The organism is Micromonospora sp. CA-111912, assembly GCF_050948415.1.
Taxonomy (GTDB): domain Bacteria; phylum Actinomycetota; class Actinomycetes; order Mycobacteriales; family Micromonosporaceae; genus Micromonospora.
The window spans coordinates 6,500,132-6,518,196 of record NZ_CP192007.1; the positions used below are offsets into that span (position 1 = coordinate 6,500,132).

15 protein-coding genes are annotated in these 18,065 nt (G+C 74.6%); 8 read left to right on the plus strand and 7 right to left on the minus strand.

Features of this window, described 5'->3' with window-relative positions:
• Positions 1-91 precede the first annotated feature (91 nt).
• Complete coding sequence (locus ACQPZO_RS27550; protein ID WP_433351291.1) at positions 92-1,813, minus strand: hypothetical protein; 1,722 nt, start codon at positions 1,811-1,813, stop codon at positions 92-94.
• 1,586 nt (positions 1,814-3,399) lie between these two features.
• On the opposite strand from ACQPZO_RS27550, the gene ACQPZO_RS27555 reads away from it, so the two are divergent.
• From ACQPZO_RS27555 to ACQPZO_RS27570, 4 genes are all read left to right on the plus strand, one after another.
• On the plus strand, positions 3,400-4,038 hold the full coding sequence (locus tag ACQPZO_RS27555) for a TetR/AcrR family transcriptional regulator (RefSeq protein WP_396670382.1): 639 nt from the start codon (positions 3,400-3,402) through the stop codon (positions 4,036-4,038).
• 65 nt (positions 4,039-4,103) lie between these two features.
• A complete protein-coding gene (locus tag ACQPZO_RS27560) occupies positions 4,104-4,331 on the plus strand; it encodes a DUF3107 domain-containing protein (protein ID WP_387014848.1) in 228 nt (75 codons plus the stop codon).
• Positions 4,332-4,935: 604 nt separating this feature from the next.
• Positions 4,936-6,642, plus strand: a complete 1,707-nt coding sequence (locus ACQPZO_RS27565; protein WP_433344795.1) for a DEAD/DEAH box helicase — start codon at positions 4,936-4,938, stop codon at positions 6,640-6,642.
• Positions 6,643-6,773: 131 nt separating this feature from the next.
• Positions 6,774-7,925: a class I SAM-dependent methyltransferase gene (locus ACQPZO_RS27570; RefSeq protein WP_433344796.1), complete on the plus strand. Its 1,152-nt coding sequence runs from the start codon at positions 6,774-6,776 to the stop codon at positions 7,923-7,925.
• A gap of 29 nt (positions 7,926-7,954) precedes the next feature.
• On the opposite strand, the gene ACQPZO_RS27575 is transcribed toward ACQPZO_RS27570, so the two are convergent.
• On the minus strand, positions 7,955-8,407 hold the full coding sequence (locus tag ACQPZO_RS27575; RefSeq protein ID WP_433344797.1) for a hypothetical protein: 453 nt from the start codon (positions 8,405-8,407) through the stop codon (positions 7,955-7,957).
• Between the two features lie 288 nt (positions 8,408-8,695).
• On the opposite strand from ACQPZO_RS27575, the gene ACQPZO_RS27580 reads away from it, so the two are divergent.
• Positions 8,696-9,112 (plus strand): helix-turn-helix domain-containing protein, encoded by a 417-nt coding sequence (locus ACQPZO_RS27580; protein WP_433344798.1) that lies wholly within the window; start codon positions 8,696-8,698, stop codon positions 9,110-9,112.
• A gap of 163 nt (positions 9,113-9,275) precedes the next feature.
• Here the strand turns inward: ACQPZO_RS27580 and ACQPZO_RS27585 are convergent, their stop codons facing one another.
• From ACQPZO_RS27585 to ACQPZO_RS27600, 4 genes are all read right to left on the minus strand, one after another.
• Positions 9,276-10,268 (minus strand): hypothetical protein, encoded by a 993-nt coding sequence (locus ACQPZO_RS27585; protein ID WP_433344799.1) that lies wholly within the window; start codon positions 10,266-10,268, stop codon positions 9,276-9,278.
• 181 nt (positions 10,269-10,449) lie between these two features.
• The gene (locus ACQPZO_RS27590; RefSeq protein ID WP_433344800.1) at positions 10,450-12,642 is read right to left on the minus strand and encodes a DEAD/DEAH box helicase; all 2,193 of its coding nucleotides are present in this window, start codon (positions 12,640-12,642) and stop codon (positions 10,450-10,452) included.
• A 177-nt stretch (positions 12,643-12,819) separates the two neighbouring features.
• Complete coding sequence (locus ACQPZO_RS27595; protein WP_433344801.1) at positions 12,820-13,077, minus strand: hypothetical protein; 258 nt, start codon at positions 13,075-13,077, stop codon at positions 12,820-12,822.
• Positions 13,074-13,424 carry a DivIVA domain-containing protein gene (locus ACQPZO_RS27600; RefSeq protein WP_433344802.1) on the minus strand — a complete coding sequence of 117 codons (351 nt, stop codon included), beginning with the start codon at positions 13,422-13,424 and terminating at the stop codon, positions 13,074-13,076. Before ACQPZO_RS27600 ends, ACQPZO_RS27595 begins: the two co-directional genes overlap by 4 nt.
• Before the next feature lie 289 nt (positions 13,425-13,713).
• Between ACQPZO_RS27600 and ACQPZO_RS27605 the strand changes: the two genes are divergently transcribed.
• The 3 genes from ACQPZO_RS27605 to ACQPZO_RS27615 all read left to right on the plus strand — a co-directional run bounded on the left by ACQPZO_RS27605 (position 13,714) and on the right by ACQPZO_RS27615 (position 16,229).
• Positions 13,714-13,950 carry a winged helix-turn-helix domain-containing protein gene (locus ACQPZO_RS27605; protein WP_161686061.1) on the plus strand — a complete coding sequence of 79 codons (237 nt, stop codon included), beginning with the start codon at positions 13,714-13,716 and terminating at the stop codon, positions 13,948-13,950.
• A gap of 250 nt (positions 13,951-14,200) precedes the next feature.
• Positions 14,201-15,571 (plus strand): TrkH family potassium uptake protein, encoded by a 1,371-nt coding sequence (locus ACQPZO_RS27610; protein WP_433344803.1) that lies wholly within the window; start codon positions 14,201-14,203, stop codon positions 15,569-15,571.
• Between the two features lie 28 nt (positions 15,572-15,599).
• A complete protein-coding gene (locus ACQPZO_RS27615) occupies positions 15,600-16,229 on the plus strand; it encodes a potassium channel family protein (protein WP_433351293.1) in 630 nt (209 codons plus the stop codon).
• Between the two features lie 82 nt (positions 16,230-16,311).
• Here the strand turns inward: ACQPZO_RS27615 and ACQPZO_RS27620 are convergent, their stop codons facing one another.
• The gene (locus tag ACQPZO_RS27620) at positions 16,312-18,003 is read right to left on the minus strand and encodes a protein kinase domain-containing protein (RefSeq protein ID WP_433344804.1); all 1,692 of its coding nucleotides are present in this window, start codon (positions 18,001-18,003) and stop codon (positions 16,312-16,314) included.
• Between the last annotated feature and the right edge of the window lie 62 nt (positions 18,004-18,065).

Here is an 18,065-nt window from a genome sequence, read left to right on the forward strand (position 1 = left end):
GCGCCACAACCCAGCCCTGGTGCCGCCGCAGCCCTGGTGCCGCCGCAGCCTTCGTGCCGCCGCAACCGCCGGCCGGCAGCCGGGTGACCGGTCAGGCCAGCAGCGCCTCGAGCCGCCGGTTGACCGCCGCCAGGGTCGCCCGGACCACGGCCTGCCGTGGATCGCCGGCGACCAGCGCCGACCCGGCGAGCTGCTCGACCCAGCCGTCGCAGACCAGCAGCACCACGACCGTGGCCACCTCGCAGTTGCCGAACGGCACCACCGCCGCGTGCTCGACGAAGCACCGCCCCTGGTCGGCGTCCTGCTCCCCGCCGCGCAGCAACTTGTCGACCGCCGCCGCGGCGGCGACCGCGCAGAGCCGCAGCACATAGCCGTCCACGGCGGGCCCGGTGGCGTGCCCCGCCGCGCTCTCCGTACCGGCGAGAAGCCGGACCTCGACGGTGGCGTCGAGGCCGAACGTGCTGACCTGGACGTGGTCGATCACCACCCGGGGGCCCGGCACGCCGCCGGTGTCCAGCGGTCGCGACGGCGCGGTCTCCGTCGTGGTCATCTGACCGCCCGAGTACGAGGCACCGAGCGTCGCCGGGCTGCCGGTCGCGGCACCGGCCGTCGCCACCTGGCCCGGCTCCTCCACGACGGCCCGGCCACGATGCCCGGCCGGCTGGCGGCGACGGCGCGGCGGCTCACCCGCCGGCTCGGGTCGACGGTCGACCCGGTACGGCGGGGCCTCGGCCGGCGCGCGGCCCTCGGGCACTCGCGACCCGGTGCCCCGGGCGTCGGGGACCCGGGCGTCGGGCAGCGGATCCGCCGAGCGGCGCCGCACCGGCGGGGGCGGCGGGGTGTTGGGGATCCCGGGGACGTTCTGCGGCGCGGCGGCCAGCCCCATCCGCTCCTGGAGCAGGCGGGCGACGTGCCGGCTCACCTCGGCCGGGTCCGCGCCGTCGGCGAGGTCGAGGCGGAGGCTGTGCGCCCCGGCCGGGGTATGGCGTAGCGCGGCGTCCCGCACCCCGGCGACCCCCCGGACGGCGTCGAGGATCGCGTTGACGTCAAACCCCTCGGGCCGTTCCTGCGGCGGCGCGGGCTCGTCGTCCCTGCGCAGATGGGTGGCGATGCGGGCGAGTTCCGGGGTTTCGGCAGGTGGCTCCACGGCTGGCGGCTCCGGCACGATGGGCACGTCCGGCTCGGCGGGGACGCGCTGCGGCAGCACCGCCGAGGTGCGGTCCGGCTGCCGGTCCTCGTCGACCGGGGTGGCCGGGGATCCCGGGTCGGGTGCGGATCGGCGGGCCGCGTACGGGGGTGCGCTCGTCGGGACGGGCGCGGCTGGGGTCCGGATGAGCCGTCCGATCCCGCTCGTGGCGGGCACGGCGGCGGGTCCGGCGCTGGTGGGGGCCGGCGGTTGGCCGGGGGCCTCGGCGGGCAGGGTGTCATCGGGGACAGGACGTAGCCGGAACGGCCGGGCCGCGCGCAACTCGGCGGATTCGACGGCCGCGGCCTCGTGACCGGGTGCGGACGGCCCGGGTGGGGCTGGGGGGGCGGAGGCGGGACGCCCACCGGCCCAGGCGGGGCGCTCGACCTGGTCAGGTGCCGGCCGGACGGACGGCTCGTACCCGGGACCAGGCTCGGGCCGGGGGAACTCGTACGACGGGCCGGCCTCGGGGCGCGGCGGCTGGTAGGGCCGGGCGGGTTCGGCCCGAGCCGGCTCGTACGGCCGGGCCGGCGCGGCCGGGTAGGGGCGACCCGGCTCAGCCAGGTACGGGCGATCCGGCTCCGCAACGTGGGGGCGACCCGGCTCCGCAACGTAAGGTCGGCCCACCTCTGGCTGGTGGCCGCGGCTCTGGTCCGGGGCCCAGTCGACGGCCCGGTCCTCTCGGGACCGGTGACCGGCCGGTTCGCTCTCCTCCTCGCGGGATCGGCGGGCGGCCGGGTCCTCGTCCCCATGGGACCGACGACCGGCGGCATCCTCCTCCCCACGGGCACGGCGGGCGGCCGGGTCCTCCTCCTCGCGGGACCGACGGCCGGGGCCACCGCCCTGTTCGCGGGACCACGGCGGCGCCCAACTGCCGCCCCAGCTCGGCCGGTTCCAGTCGGGGCCGGCCCAACCCGGCTCGGGGGTCGCCGCGCGCTCGCCGGCTCGCTCCCACGCGGCTCGGCGGTCGTCGACACCCGGGCGGTCACCCAGGGCCGGGCGGTCGTCGACACCCGGGCGGTCGTGCAGGGCCGGGCGGTCGTCGACACCCGGGTGGTCAACGGCGGCCGGCAAGTAGCCGGCACGGTCGGCGGGGGGCGGCAGGGCGGGGTGGCCGGCGGCGGGCGGGCCGCCCCCGCCGGGCGGATCGGCGACCTGCGCCGGCCCCTGCTCGGCCGCCGGACGACCGCCCTGTGCCGCCCCGGACAGGCGGATGGCCCGGTCACCGCCGGACGGGTCTGCCTGCGGGTGGCCGCGCGGGTCGACGTCGGGCGGGAAGCGGTCGGCCCAGTCGGACGGACGGTCGGCCCAGTCGGACGGCGCTCCGGCAGACGCGCTCGGCTCGGGGACGGAGCGGTCGGGAACGGGGCGGTCGGGAACGGGGCGGTCGGGAACGGAGCGATCCGGGACGGAGCGGTCGGGGACGGAGCGGTCGGGGACGGAGCGGTCCGGGATGGGGGCGTGCAGCCCGGATGGCACCTCGAAGCCGGAGGCGGCCGTACCGGGCGGCGGCACCTGCACGGCGGGCGGTGCGGACGACGGGGCGCTCGCGTCCGACCAGCGGCCGGCAGGGGCCGCCGGAGCGTCCTCGGAGGCGTGCCGGGATGCGGCGTCCGCCTCACCCCCGTGCTGCGGGCCGGCCAACCGTTCCAGCGCCGGGGCGGGACGCTGCGCGGGGACGGCCAGCCGGTCGCCGCCGCTCCGGCCGGGCTCCCCGCCCAGCGGCGGCGCGCTGACCGGCGCCTGGCGGCCCACCGGCGACTCCTCCCCGGCGTGGGTCGCCCCGTTGACGTGTGAATGGCCGTTGACCCGGGCCTGCGGCCCCGGCTCGGGGGGCAGGCCGGGCAGCGGTGCCGGAAGGTCGCCGTAACGCGGTGACGAGGCGCCCCAGCCGGAGACGGGCTCGGATCGGCGCCAAGGGCTCGGCGACTCCTCGCCGCCGGTGGACCAGCCGGTCACCGGGGGCGCCCATCCGCTGGAGGAACGGGCCAGGTCATCCTGCTGACCCGTCCCGTCGCCGTGCTCTCCCGGGGTGGCGGCACCGGGTTGCCCTGTTTCAGTCACCGCGCGCTCCTTGGTCGCCCCTGCTGAGGCTACCGTGTGGTGACAGTGGCGATAAGTTACAGCGGCGGGCCAATTCCGCGAGGGGTTCACGAACCCCGACCGGTTCGGGCGATAAGTGCCGGCTCGTACGAACAGTTTCGGAGGTTCCCATGACGGCTGTGGGGAACGGTGCCCAGACCGCCGGCCGGCCCACGCGCCTGCCCCGCTCGGCGCGGCGCAAGCAGCTGCTCGCGGCGGCGCAGGAGGTGTTCGTCGCGCAGGGCTACCACGCCGCCGCGATGGACGACATCGCCGAGCGGGCGGGGGTTTCGAAGCCGGTGCTCTACCAGCACTTCCCAGGCAAGATGGAGCTCTACCTGGCGCTGCTGGACACGCACTGCGACGCGATCTTGGCCAAGGTGCACGACGCCATGCGCGGCACCAACGACAACAAGGAGCGGGTCAGCGCGTCGGTGCGCGCCTACTTCGACTTCATCGACCACGAGAGCGAGGCGTTCCGTCTGGTCTTCGAGTCCGACCTGCGCAACGACCCGGCCGTGCGGCAACGGGTGGAACGGGTGGAGCAGGGCTGCATCGCGGCGATAACCGACACGATCATCTCCGACACCGGGGTCAGTCGGGCGCACGCCAAACTGCTCGCCTCGGGGCTGGTCGGCGCGGCAGAGACGGCGGCGCAGTTCTGGCTCGCCGATGGCCGGCAGGTGCCCAAGGCGGAGGCCGAGGCGCTCGTGGCCGCGCTGTCCTGGCGGGGCATCGCCAGCTTCCCGCTGCAGGGTGAGTCAGCCTGAACATCCGGCCGCGAGATCGGATAGCCTTCCCACGGCGGCTTTTTCGCCCCAGTTGAGGAGGCACCGTGGAGGTCAAGATCGGCGTGCAGTACGCGCCGCGCGAGCTGGTTCTGGAGAGCGCGCAGTCGCCGGCCGAGATCGAGCAGATCGTGACCGACGCCATGGCCAAGAGCGAGGGGACGCTCTCCCTGACCGACGAGAAGGGCCGGCGGGTCATCGTGCCGATCGGCAAGGTGGCCTACGTCGAGATCGCCGAGGCGTCGCCGCGGTCGGTCGGCTTCACCGTCCGCTGATCCGTCCGGCGTCCGTGGCGGGGTGCGGCATGCGTGCACCGTCCGCCACGGACGCCGTCGTGCGGTCCGCCACGGACGCCGTCGTGCGGTCCACTGGTGGCAGCGCCCCTGCCTCCCCCGCGCGACCAGCGTGGTGAGCGCGCCCCGGTCCGCCGCGGCGACCCCGCCCGACCGGGAAGAGCCGGGATCCCCGGAGGATTCGTCGCTGACCGCGTCGCCCGCCCGCGTACGCCTTCTTGGTCACCGCCTCCAGCCAGCCCTTCGGCTCGCGACCGCCCCCTTCCGAGGCTGCGGGTGCCCGAAATCGCCCCGGGTGACCGGGCGGGCGGACCAGATTCTGTGGCCCACGTCACACTCGGCACCCCCGACTGCCGGGCCACACCCCTGAACAGGGACGACGCAGCGGCGGCTCAGGTAGTATTGAGCAGTTGCCGAGGGCGCCGATCTGACCGATGTCCGGTCTGACCCGTAGTACTGCCCACGGCGCGCGTGCGGCCCGGTCCGGCTCGGCGATTTTCCGCCCCCGACCGTGTGGCCCGCGCAACTACCGACCGCGCCCTGAGGACATGAGGGGCGCACCACGAGAGGGCACCCCCAAATCCATATGAGCGAGCAGATTCTCGATCTCACAGGCGGCCACGAGCTGGCCCCGACCGCCCCGGTCCGCCCGGAGGCCCCCACGTTCGCCGAGCTCGGCGCTCGGCCGGAAACCGTCGAGGCGCTGGCCGCGGCCGGCATCATCCGCGCCTTCGCCATCCAGGAGTACGCGATCCCGATCGCGTTGCGCGGCATCGACATGATCGGCCAGGCGCCGACGGGCACCGGCAAGACCCTCGGCTTCGGCGTGCCACTGCTGGAGCGGGTCTTCGCCCCCGCTGAGGGTAGCGACGGCGTGCCGCAGGCGCTGGTCGTCGTCCCCACCCGCGAGCTGGGCATCCAGGTCGCCAAGGACCTCGCCGCCGCCGGCCGGACCCGGGGCGTCCGGGTGCTGCCGATCTACGGCGGGGTGGCGTACGAGCCGCAGATCGACGCCCTGCGCAAGGGCGTGGAGATCCTGGTCGGCACCCCCGGCCGCCTGATGGACCTGCAGAAGCAGAAGCACCTGCGGCTCGACCGGGTGCGCGCGCTGGTCCTCGACGAGGCCGACCGCATGCTCGACCTGGGCTTCCTCGACGACGTCGAGAAGATCCTCGCGATGCTGCCGGAGGACCGGCAGACGATGCTCTTCTCGGCCACCATGCCGGACCCGATCGTCACCCTGTCCCGGCGGTTCCTGCGCCGCCCGATGACGATCCACGCCGGGCACACCGCCGAGACCGGCCCGTCGCCGCAGACCGAGCAGCTGGTCTACCGCACCCACTCGATGAACAAGGTCGAGATCGTGGCTCGGATCCTCCAGGCGGAGGGGCGCGGTCTCACCATGATCTTCACCCGCACCAAGCGGGCCGCCGACCGGGTCGCCGAGGACCTCGACTTCCGCGGCTTCGCCGTGGCCGCCGTACACGGTGACCTGGGCCAGGGAGCCCGGGAGCGGGCGCTGCGCGCGTTCCGGGCCGGCAAGATCGACATCCTGGTCGCGACCGACGTGGCCGCCCGAGGGCTGGACGTCAGCGGCGTCACCCACGTCATCAACTACGACTGCCCCGAAGACCAGGACACCTACACCCACCGGATCGGTCGTACCGGACGGGCCGGCGCCACCGGCGTCGCGGTGACCTTCGTCGACTGGGATGACATGCCCCGCTGGCGGATCATCGACAAGACGCTCGGGCTGGACATGCCGGAACCGCCGGAGACGTACCACACCTCGGCGCACCTCTACACCGACCTGGACATCTCCCCCGACATCACCGGCACGCTGCCGACGGCGGAGCGGACCCGGGCCGGGCTGTCGGCCGAGGTCGAGGAGGACCTCGGCGGCCGGCCCCGGCGCGGTGAAAGCGCCGGTGGCCGTGGCTCCCGACGGGGCGAGGGCCGCGGGCGGGACGAGACACGCGGCCGCGACGAGGGCCGCGGGCGTGGCGAGCGCCGCCAGGGCCGCTCCGGTCCGGCCGCCGAGCCGGACGCCGCCGAGGCCCCGGTCGACCAGGCCACCGAGGAGAGCACCCGGACCGCGCGCCGTCGGCGTCGCCGCCGGGCCGGCGAGGTGGTGGCCGGCGAGCCGACCGCGGTGATCTTCGTCGAGCCGGCCGGCACCGAGCCGGCCACGGCCACGGCCGCCGCCGACGGGGAGCCGGGCAAGCCGCGCCGCCGCCGGCGCCGTCGGGGTGGCTCCGGCACGGGTACGCCTGCCGAGGCGACCGCCGACTGACCCACGTCCCAGACGTCGACATCCCCCGCACCGGCCCGACCGGAGCGGGGGATGTCCCGTTCCGGCCAGCCCACCCTTCGACGGGGCCGGCCGCTCGACGGGACAGGTAGTGCCACGAGGAAGATGGAGAGATGCCCGAACCGCTGGACGCCGCCCTGACCGAGGTCCGGGCGCTGCTGCTCGACCCCTCGCTGACCCGGGCGGTCGCCGCCGGCCGCCGTCGCGGGCACCGCCCCTCGATGGTCCGCGCCGAACTGCGCCCGGTCGCCCTCAAGGCCGGCCCCCGGTTGCAGATCGCCACCTCCGACGGGGCCCGCCCCTACACCCGCAACGTCGCGCCCGGGACGGAGGCCGACGCGGCGGTGGACGCCCTGCTGGCCGAGCCGTTCGGCAACTGGCACGTGGAGACCGCCGACGTGACGCTCCAGCTCCGGGTGACCAAGTCCGGTGAGGCGCAGGTGCACCGGGTCGCCGCCGCACGTCCCGCGCCGGAGCCGGGCGGCCATGACCGGGCCAAGGAGTGGCTGCTCGACCCGGGCGACGAGATCTTCGCCGAGATCGGCGGCTCGGCGGCGAAGCGCCGACAGGTGGACGCGTTCCTGCGGGCGCTGGCCGCCACCCTGCCGGACGATCTCACCGGCCCGCTGCGGGTGGTCGACCTGGGGTGCGGCAACGCGTACCTGACCTTCGCCGCGTACCGCTACCTCTCCCAGCGAGGGCTGGACGTGCGGCTGGTCGGCGTCGACGTGCGGGAGGACCAGCGGCGGCGTAACACCGAGCTGGCCGAGCGGCTGGGCTGGGCCGACCGGGTGAGCTTCGTGGCCGGCACGATCGCCGACGCGGTCGTCGAGCCCGCACCCGACCTGGTGCTGGCGCTGCACGCCTGCGACACCGCCACCGACGAGGCGCTGGCCCGCGCCGTGCGGTGGGACGCCCGGTGGGTGCTCGCCGCGCCGTGCTGCCACCACGACCTCGCCGCGCAGCTACGCGGCCGGCCGGCTCCGCCCCCGTACGAGCTGCTGACCCGGCAGGGAATCCTGCGCGAGCGCTTCGCGGACGTGCTGACCGACTCGCTGCGGGCCGCGCTGTTGCGGCTGCACGGGTACCGGACCGAGGTGGTGGAGTTCGTCGACTCCCGGCACACCCCCCGCAACCTGCTGATCCGGGCCCGCCGGGTCGGTGCCGCGGCCGACCCCGGGCAGCGGGCGGAGTACCGCGCCCTGCTCGACCAGTGGCAGGTCACCCCGCGCCTGGAGACGCTGCTCGCGGCCCGGGAGGGGTGACCCCGCCCGGGGAGTGGCGCCGAGGTCCGTCAGCGGCGACGTTCGCCGTTGCCGTCCCGGTCCGGCGTCCGTTCGTTGGTGGAGCTGCGGTCGAACACCGACACCCGGTGCCCGGTTCCCCGGCCGAGGCGCCCGCCGTCGGCCGACACCGTCGGGAAGGGCACCACCTTGCCCGGGGTCTCGGCGTTACCGGCGGCGGCGAACGCGTTCCAGGAGATGTCGACCAGCAGCCGCTTGAGCTCGGCGTGCCGCACGGCCGCGTTGCGTTGCAGCGCCATCCGGGCGCCGAGCACCACGCCGACGAGCGTCGTGGTGACCGCGCCGGCGGCGGCCAGGACGTGGGCTCCGTCGGCCTGGTCGCCGCCGAGCACGAGGAGCAGGAGCCAGACCCAGAAGCCTGCGGCGAAGACGCCTGCCTTGGCCACGAAGAAGAGGCTGACCGCACCCGGACGGTAGGGCGGGGGACGGCTCGGATCGGCCATGTTGCTCCTCATCGACGCGGCCGGTGGGGGACGGGCAACCGCGGACGGTAGGTGGACGAGCATCGAGCTTAGTTGACGTTCGACAAGCACCGACAGTCGCGATCGCGACGGTCGAGAACCAGCTCCGGCACGTCCCTCAAGAGGACATGAGCGATCTTCGCAGGTCATCCGGGGGCGGCGGCGCGGACGACGATCAAGGGGCGGGCGGCGGCTTGCTTCCCCCGTCGGGGGTACTACGCTCGAAGGGCACCGTCCGGTGCTCCAGCCGGGAAGGAAGACCCCGCAGGGATGGCCGCGTCAGAGGTTTCGCCGCAGATGGCCTTCGCACGATTCGTGCGGCGGGCCATCGACGACGCTCGGGAAGAGCGCGGCTGGACCGTCAGCGATCTCGCGGGACACACCGGCGTCGGCCGTTCCACCGTCTTCCGCTGGCTGGCCGGCGACTGGCACGACTATCCCGAGCTGGCGAAGGTACGCGGCTTCTGCGGCGCCCTCGACCTGCCCGTGGCGGCGGCCTTCCGGGCCCTCGGCCTGCCCGACGCGGGCCCCGCCCCGCGCCGGCGCGGGGACGAGGGGCCGGTCGACGCCGACGTGCGGGTCATCCTCCAGCGGCTGGCCGACCCGGCGGTGCCGTCCGAGGAGAAGCACCACATCCGCGACCTGCTGCGTTACCTGGCCCGCCGCCCCGTCCGCCGCGCCGGTTGATCGGCACCGCCGAGGCGGTCATCGGTCGAGCGGCACCGCTCACCGCCCGTGACCGACATCCGGCCCATCGGCCGGCGAAGGCGGTCCGTCGGTCGCGCCGGCTGCCCGAGGTGATGGTTCGGGCCGATGAAGTAGCCGCCGGCAATCGGGAACGCGCCGACGGTCAGGGCGCCGTGAGGGTGAACTCGGCGGTCCGCACCTCGCCGGCCACCTGGAAGTCGAAGTACAGGCGGTAACGCCCCGGCCCCGGCACGGCCAGTTGGAAGGTGACCCCGTCCGCGGCCGGCCCCGACTCCGGGTGCACGTGCAGGTAGCCCAGGTCCCCCTCGCGCAGGGCCACCAGATGCCCGTACGCGCCCAGGTAGCGCTCCAGCGTCGGGGTGGCGTCACCGGCGCGGACCACGAACCGGAGCGGCCTGGTCGCGCCGATCCGGGGCTCACCGGACCAGCTCACCGTGAACCCGTCCACGGTGGCGGTGCGGGTCGGCTCGGGCAGCGGCCGGGGCGTGTGGTCGCCGGGGACGGCGAGGTCGACGCCGAGGACGCGGGCGCTCTGCCCGCCGTCGTCGGTGACGAGGGTGAAGTCCGCGTACACCCGCCACGCCCCGGCCTGCGGCAGGGTCAGCGGGATCGACCAGGTGCCGTCGGCACCCATCGTCGGGTGCAGGTGCTGGTAGCCGCTGAGGTCCCGGCGTACCACGATCAGGTGCATCGGCTTGTCGTGCACGACCGCGAAACGGGTCACCGGCCGGCCCTGGACGTCCCGCACCTGGAACCGGAACTCGCCCGGCCGCCCGGCGGCGAGGCCGGTGGACAGCGGGGTCAGGGTCCAGCCACCGGAGCCGACCGCGAGGCCGCCGACCTCGGTCGCTCCGTCGGTGTCGGTGTCGGTGCCGTGTTCGTGCGCCCCGGTGCCAGGCGAGTGGGGGTGGTCCGTGGCGGCCGTCGAGGTCCGCCCGGTCGCGTCGGCGGGCGCCGGATTGAGCCGCCCGAGTCCGAAGCCGAGCAGCACCGCGAGGATCAGCCCGCCCACCACCAGCGCGAGCCGCAGCGTGCCCCGGTCCACCAGCGCCCCGGCCGCCTCCGGCACGCCGCCCTCGGGCGCGGATGACGGCGACGCGGGCACCTCAGCCGCGCCGGGTCGCTGATCGGTCATGGCCCCACGGTACCGGCGGGTTCCCCACCGGCCGGCCAACGACCGCGCGGCGTGGCACCGGTCGCAATCCGCCCCGCCCGGGAACTTTCCGTCCCGATCGCATCCGGGTCGCCGCCCTGGCTGCCTCCCGACGCGGGAACCCCGCCGCCTCCGCCCGAGGTCCGCCAGCCGGCGCCGGCCGTCAGCCGGCGACCGCCAGGGCGAGGGGGAGCACGTCGGGGGCGCCGGCCCGGCGTAGCAGCCGGGTCACCATGGTCAGGGTCCAGCCCGTGTCCACCAGGTCGTCGACGAGCAGCACCGGGCCGTCCAGCCCGGCGAGCACGCCGGCCAGTTCGTCCGGCACTGCGAAGGCGTCGTGCAGGACGCGTACCCGCTGGGCGCTGTTGCCGCGCGGCCCGTCCGGGCCGGCGGACCCGGCGGGGACCACCTGGCCGAGCAGCGGCAGCCGGCCCACCGCGGCGATCCGCTCGGCGAGCGAGCCGACCAGCGCGGGCCGCCGCCGGGAGCCGACCGCGACCACGCCGACCGGGCGGCGCGGCCACGGGTCGTCGCCGTGCGCCCACACCTTCAACACCTCGACCACCGCGCCGGCCACGTCGTCGGGGACCGGCCCGTCCGCCGCGTCGGGCCCGACCAGCTCGCGCAGCCGACCACCCCAGCCCAGGTCGGACAGCCGCCCCACGGCCCGCCCCGGCAGCGCCTGCTCCGCCGGGGGAATCCGGCCCTTCAGCGGTACGCCCACCGCGTCCAGCCCGGTCGGCCACAGCTTCTTCGGCGCGATCTCCACCCCGGGCCGCCCGAGGTACGCCTGCGCGGCACCCTGCGCCGGCCCGGACACCTCGGGCGTGAACAGCGGCCCCGCGCACCGGTCGCACCGGCCGCAGTCGCCCGCCCCGACGTCGTCCAGGCACTCGCGCAGGTACCGCATCCGGCAGCCGGGTGTGGTCGCGTACTCGCGCATGGCCTGCTGCTCGGCGGTGCGGGCCTGGGCGACGCGGCGCAACCGGGCCTCGTCGTAGGCCCAGGGCTTTCCCGTGGCGAGCCAGCCGCCGCGCACCCGGCGCACCGCGCCGTCCACGTCGAGCACCTTGAGCATCAGCTCCAGCCGGGCCCGGCGCAGGTCGACGACCGGCTCCAGGGCCTGCGTGGACAACGGGCGGTCGGTGTGCAGGGCGGCCAGCACGGCCCGGACCTGCTCCTCCGGCGGGAACGCGAGCGAGGCGAAGTACCGCCAGATGGCGGCGTCCTCGACGCCGGGCAGCAGCAGCACCTCGGCGTGCTCGACGGCGCGGCCGGCGCGGCCGACCTGCTGGTAGTAGGCGATCGGCGACGGCGGGGCGCCGAGGTGCACCACGAAGCCGAGGTCGGGCTTGTCGAAGCCCATGCCCAGCGCACTCGTGGCGACGAGCGCTTTGATCTTGTTGTCGAGCAGGTCCTGTTCGGCGGCCCGCCGGTCGGCGTCCTCGGTCTGCCCCGTGTACGAGGCCACCGGGTATCCCCGCGAGCGGAGGAACTCCGCCGTCTCGCCGGCCGCCGCCACGGTCAGCGTGTAGATGATCCCCGACCCGGGGAGCCGGTCCAGGTGGTCGGCGAGCCAGCCGATCCGGTGCGCCGGGCTGGGCAGGTCCAGCACCCCCAGCCGCAGCGACTCCCGGTCCAGGGTGCCGCGCAGCACCAGCACGTCGGGGCGCTCGACGGACGGGGTGGCCAGCTCGGTGCCGAGCTGCTCGGCTACGTCGGCGGTGACCCGGGCGTTGGCGGTGGCCGTGGTGGCGAGCACCGGCGTGCGCTCGGGCAGGTTGCTGAGGAACGTGCGCAGCCGCCGGTAGTCGGGACGGAAGTCGTGCCCCCAGTCGGAGACGCAGTGCGCCTCGTCGACCACCAGCAGGCCGGTCGTCGCCGCCAGCTTCGGCAGCACGGTGTCCCGGAAGTCCGGGTTGTTGAGCCGCTCGGGGCTGATCAGCAGGACGTCGACCGTGCCGTCGTGGATCTCGGCGGTGATCTGGCCCCACTCTTCGAGGTTCGCCGAGTTGATGGTGCGGGCCCGGATGCCGGCCCGGGCCGCCGCCTCCACCTGGTTGCGCATGAGCGCCAGCAGCGGCGACACGATCACCGTCGGCCCGGCGTGGGCCTCGGCATCGGTGCTGGCACGGGCCTCGGCGTCGGCGGGGCGCTCCCGCAACAGGGCGGTGGCCACGAAGTAGACCGCCGACTTGCCCCACCCGGTGCGCTGCACGCAGAGCACCCGACGCCGGTCGATCACCAGCGCCTCGATGGCCCGCCACTGGTCCTCCCGCAGCCGGGCGTGCTCCCCGGCCAGCCGGCGCAGCACCGCCTCGGCCCGCTCCCGTACCCCCGCCCGTTCCTGACTCATCCGACATGTCTACCAGCGCCACCCCTCCCACCCCCGCACCCCTGCCCCACCCCGCCGAGTTGATCAAGAGGCCTCGGTCACGGACCGGGGGCCCGACAGGTGGGGAAGGGGCAATCAGGCCCGGTCACGATCCCGGGCCGAGCCTGGCGCAAGGTTCTTTGATCACCGGCGCGGGCATCACCCGGCACCGTCGGCCGGTCGGCACTCGCCGTCGTGGTGGGCCCGCAGCGGGCAGCGCCGGCGGCCGTCGAGCAGCCGGTCGCAGAAGACCCGGTGGCGTACGTGCTGGGCGTCCTCCTCGGAGACCGTCGTCTCCGCCCGGTCCACGTCGGCCAGGAAGGCGAGCGCCCGGGTGATCACGCGGGCGAACCCGCGGGCGGCATCGAGGTCGGTGGCGAGCACCGGCAGGTGCACCACGAAGCGCTCCCGGCTCACCACCGGCCACCCTCCCGGCGCGGGCCGGACCCGGCCGGCGGCGCGAAGCGCGAGTGCCAACTGCGCAGCGCCCGCTTGATCCGGGCGTTCTCCTCGGTCGTGTGAGCCAACTCGCGGCGGGTGGCGGCCAGCTCGCCGGCCACCAGGTCGAGGAACGCGTGCACCTCCGCCGGGTCCAGGCCGCGCCACACCGTGGCGAACCGCCGGTCCCGGACCTGCCCGGCGGTCAACGGTCGGGTCGCCTCCGGCCGGTACCAGCCGGCGTTCGGCGACCGGGTCTGCCGGCCCCGCCGGCTCACGTCTCCTCTCCTGGTGGCGGACCGGACCAGATTCAGCAGATTGCGCACGGTCACTCCTCTCGTCGAGCCGCACGGTGGAAGGCGGTCCGGTCCGCAGACAGGGGATGCGGACCGGACCGCCGGCCCCGCGACCGCAGCCCTCCTCGGCGGTACGGCCCCGGAGCCAACCTGGGCGTCCGCCCCCGAGGTCTGCCGAACCAACCGGAGCCGGACAGCCAGAAACCTACTACAGCAGCTACAGCAAGTCGACCCCGAAGAGTCGTGTCACCAGCACTTATTGCAGTTGCTAGAGCAGGTCAGGCATGATCGGACTGCCGAACCGACCGGAGTCCTCACCATGCCCACAGCACAGCCGTCATTCCGCCGCATCGTCGACGAGATCGCCAACAAGATCCGCACCGGCGAACTCAAGCCGGGCGACAAGCTGCCCTCGACCAGCGAGCTGGCAAAGATCCACGACGTCAGCACCGGCACGGTCTACCGTGCGCTCTCATTGCTGCACGACCGCAACCTGATCATCGGGCAGTCCGGTCGCGGGACCTACGTCGCCGACCGTCCCGGCCAGCCCACGTAGCAGCTCGCCCTCGCGACTCCCCCGGCCGACGTCGCTACGCCGCCACGAGTGAGCACGTCCCCCGCCGCCCGACGACGACCACACCGAACCCGTCCGTGACAAGCCCTCGGGTGACGGCCGCCCCGACCCTGTCCCACCGCCACTGACAACCGCCACCCGCCCCGCCTCCCCCATCCCGCGCCTCCCATGTCGATCCTTATCGATCATGAAGTTATTGACGCCCCGCCCGGAGTGTCATGGCGATAACTTCATGATCAACGAGGTCAGGGGGAGGGAAGATTGGCTGGTGCGCCGGTTTTTCCGTCATCCCGTCCGGCTGGTGCCGTTCGGGTTCCTGGCGGTGATCCTGCTCGGCACCGGGTTGCTGATGCTGCCGGCCGCGACCAGCGAAGCCCGCTACACCCCGTTCACCACGGCGCTCTTCACCGCCGCCTCGGCGGTCTCCGTCACCGGCCTGACCGTGGTCGACACCCCGGACTACTGGAACGGGTTCGGGTTGGTGATGATCACCGTGCTGACCCAGGTCGGCGGGCTCGGCATCCTGACCGGCGCGACCCTGGTGATCCTGGTGGTCGCCCGGCAGCTCGGGCTGCGCAACCGGCTGCTGGTGCAGGCCGAGACCGCGGAGTTCGGCGTCGGCGACGTACGCCGGCTGCTGTTGCGCATCGCCGCCACCGTCGGCGCCTGCGAGGCGGTGATGACCGCCGTCCTCGCCGGCCGGTTCTGGCTCGGCTACGACTACCCGCCCGGCCGGGCGCTCTGGTACGGCCTCTTCCACGCCGTGCAGGGGTTCAACAACGGCGGGTTCGCGCTCTTCTCCGACAGCCTGATCGGTTTCGCCCGGGACCCGTGGATCTGCCTGCCGATCGCGCTCGGCACGATCGTCGGCGGGCTGGGCTTCCCCGCGCTGTTCGAGGCGACCCGGGAGTGGCGCCGCCCGGGCCACTGGGCGGTCGCCACCAAGCTCACGGTCTGGGGCAGCGCGGCGCTGCTGGCGGTCGGCTTCGTCGGCCTGCTGGCGGCCGAGTGGTCCGACCCGCGCACCATCGGCACGTACGACGTGCCCGGCAAGGTGCTGGCCGTCTTCACCCAGGACGCGGTGCTCCGCACCGGCGGGTTCGCCACCCTCGACACCGCAGGGCTGGACGAGGAGAGCGTTCCGCTGCTGATCGCCCTCATGTTCATCGGCGGCGGCAGCGCCAGCACCGCCGGCGGGATCAAGGTCTCCACGTTCTTCCTGCTCGGCTTCGCCATCTGGGCCGAGCTGCGCGGCGAGCCGGACGTCACGGTGGGCCACCGCCGGGTGTCCACCGCGAGCCTGCGGCAGGCGCTGACCGTGGCGCTGCTCAGCGTCGCGCTCGTGGTCGGCGGCACGGTCGTCCTGCTGCTGCTGACCGAGGGGCTGCCCTACCACCGGGCGCTGCTGGAGGTGACGTCGGCGTTCAGCACCACCGGCCTGTCCACGGGCGTCGCATCGACCGTCGCCGACCCGGGGCAGCTCGTCCTGACCCTGCTGATGTACGTCGGCCGGGTCGGCCCGCTCACCCTCGGGTCCGCGATCGCGTTGAACACCCGACGACGCCTGTACCGCTACCCGGAGGAGCAACCCATTGTCGGTTAGGAACACGGACGACAGAGGTATCGCGGTGATCGGTCTCGGGCGGTTCGGCTGCCACCTGGCCACGTCGCTGACCCAGCTCGACCACGACGTGCTCGCCATCGACCGGGGTGCCGGCCAGGTGCAGAGGTGGTCCCAGTACCTGGACCGGGTGGTGGAGGCGGACGCCACCGAGGAGGGAGCGCTGCGCCAGCTCGGGGTGACCGGCTTCCGGCGGGTGGTGGTGGCGATCGGCGCCTCGGTGGAGGCCAGCGTGCTGACCGTCCTCGCGCTGACCGAGCTGGGCGTACCGCAGATCTGGGCCCGGGCGACCTCGGACAAGCACGCCAAGATCCTCGCCTCGGTCGGCGCCCATCACGTGATCTTCCCGGAGGCGGAGACCGGCGAGCGGGTGGCGCACCTCATCGTCAGCAAGATGCTGGACTTCATCGAGTTCGGCGACGACTTCGCCATCGCCAAGGTCCGGGTGCCGGACACCCTGGTCGGGCGGCCACTGCGCGAGCTGGCCCCGGCGGACCGCTACGGGGTGATGGTGGTCGGCGCGAAGCTGCCCGGTGAGCGGTTCCGGTACGCGGACCCGGCCACCGTGCTCACCGCAGGCAGCGTGCTGGTCGTGGAGGGGAGCATCGCCCAGGTGCAGCGCTTCGCCTCGCTGACCTGACCGAACGGAACGGAACGGAACGGACCGGACCGGACCGGTCACTTGCCCTTGGCCTTGCCCTTTCCGGCCCCCTTCCCCTTGGTCACTGTCCTTTTCCCTTGTCAGCCCCCTTGGCCTTGCCGGGCTTCTCGGCCTTCGCGGGCTTAGCGGGCTTAGCGGGCTTCTCGGCCTTCGTCTTGGACCCGCCACCGGAGCCGCCACCGGCCGAGGAGCCCGAAGACCCGGAACCGGCCTTCGCGACCGTCGCCTTCTGCTTGGTGAGCTTCGCCGGGGCCTTGGTGGTCGGCACGGTGGTCGGCAGCGACCCGGCCACCCCGGAGACCTGCACCCGGCAGGCGGTGTCGCCGAGGCGGAACTCCACCGGCAGGGGGTTCGAGCCGGTGTACCGCCCGGTGAGGGCGACCTTGCGGGCCGCGCCGGGGGCCAGCGCGGCCTGGGTCGCGGCGGGCCGGACCTCGACGGTGCGACCCTGCTGCCGGACGGCGGGGTCGGCCTTCGTCACCGTCTGCTGGCCGGGGAAGGTGAAGCTCATCGTCCAGTCGCGAAGCTCGTGGTCGCCGCTGTTGGTCAGGATCAGCTCGGCCGAGAAGTCCTTGCCGGAGTCCTTGCGCAGCGCGTACTCGACGGCGCAGGGGGGCGGCCCGGTCAGCCCAATCCGGGCCTCGGTGGGCTGGTCCACGCCGCCGCTGGCCGGGCTACGGGAGGTCACCCCCCATATCGTCGCGGTCACCGCGACCAGGCCCGCCGCCGCCACCCCCGCCTCGACCCTGCGCCGCCGGGTGGCGGCCCGGCGGCTGCGGGTACGCCCGGAGAACGGCAGCGCGTCGGTGTCGGTCGACCAGGGCAGGATCGTGGTGCCGGCGTTGGCCAGCACGGCCGGGTCGAGCTGCCTCCCGTCGGCCGACCCGGGGGCCGGCGACACGGGCACCGCGGCCAGCATCCCGGCCGCCTCGGCGAGCGTGCGGGCCACCTCGGCGGTGGCCGGGCGGTCCGCGGGGCTCTTGGCCAGGCAGCGGCGCACCAGCTCGGCCACCTCGTCGGGCAGGCCGGGCACCTCGGGCATCGGCTCCGGTTCGGCGTACAGGTGCGCGCGGAGCATCTGGGTGGTGGTGCTCGCCTGCCAGGGCAGCCGGCCGGTGAGCATCCGGTACAGCAGCAGGCCGACGGCGTACACGTCGGTGGCCGGGGAGACCTGGCCGTTGTCCAGCCGCTCCGGCGCCAGGTACGCGGGGGTGCCGAGCAGGGTGCCGTCCGGCCCCTTCTCGCTCTCCCCGGCCAGCGCCGAGATGCCGAAGTCGACCACCTTCACCCCGGTCGGGGTGAGCATGACGTTGCCCGGGGTGACGTCCCGGTGCACCACGCCCCGGGCGTGCGCGGCGGCCAGCGCCGAGGAGACCTCCGCGCCGATCGTCACCGCCTCCCGCCAGGGCAGCGTCCCGCCCCGGCCGAGCCGGGCGCTCAGCGAGCCGCCGTCGATCAGCTCCATGACGACGTACGGCACGGTCAGCCCGACCTGCTCGGACTCGCCGTAGTCGTAGACTCCCGTGATGTTGGGATGGCAGAGCCGCGCGGCGGCCTGCGCCTCGATCCGGATCCGGTGCCGGAACGCCCGGTCGCTGGCCAGCCGGGAGGCGAGCACCTTCACCGCCACCTGCCGGCCCAACACCTCGTCGTACCCCCGCCACACGACGGACATGCCGCCCGCGCCGAGCTGCTCGATCAGCCGGTATCGCTCACCGAGCAGCTGTGCGCCGTTACGGACCGCTCCACCCATGGTCGGAGTTTTTGCCCGACCTGGGCATTCCTAACCCTCGGCGGTCAGAATCGGTCGACCAA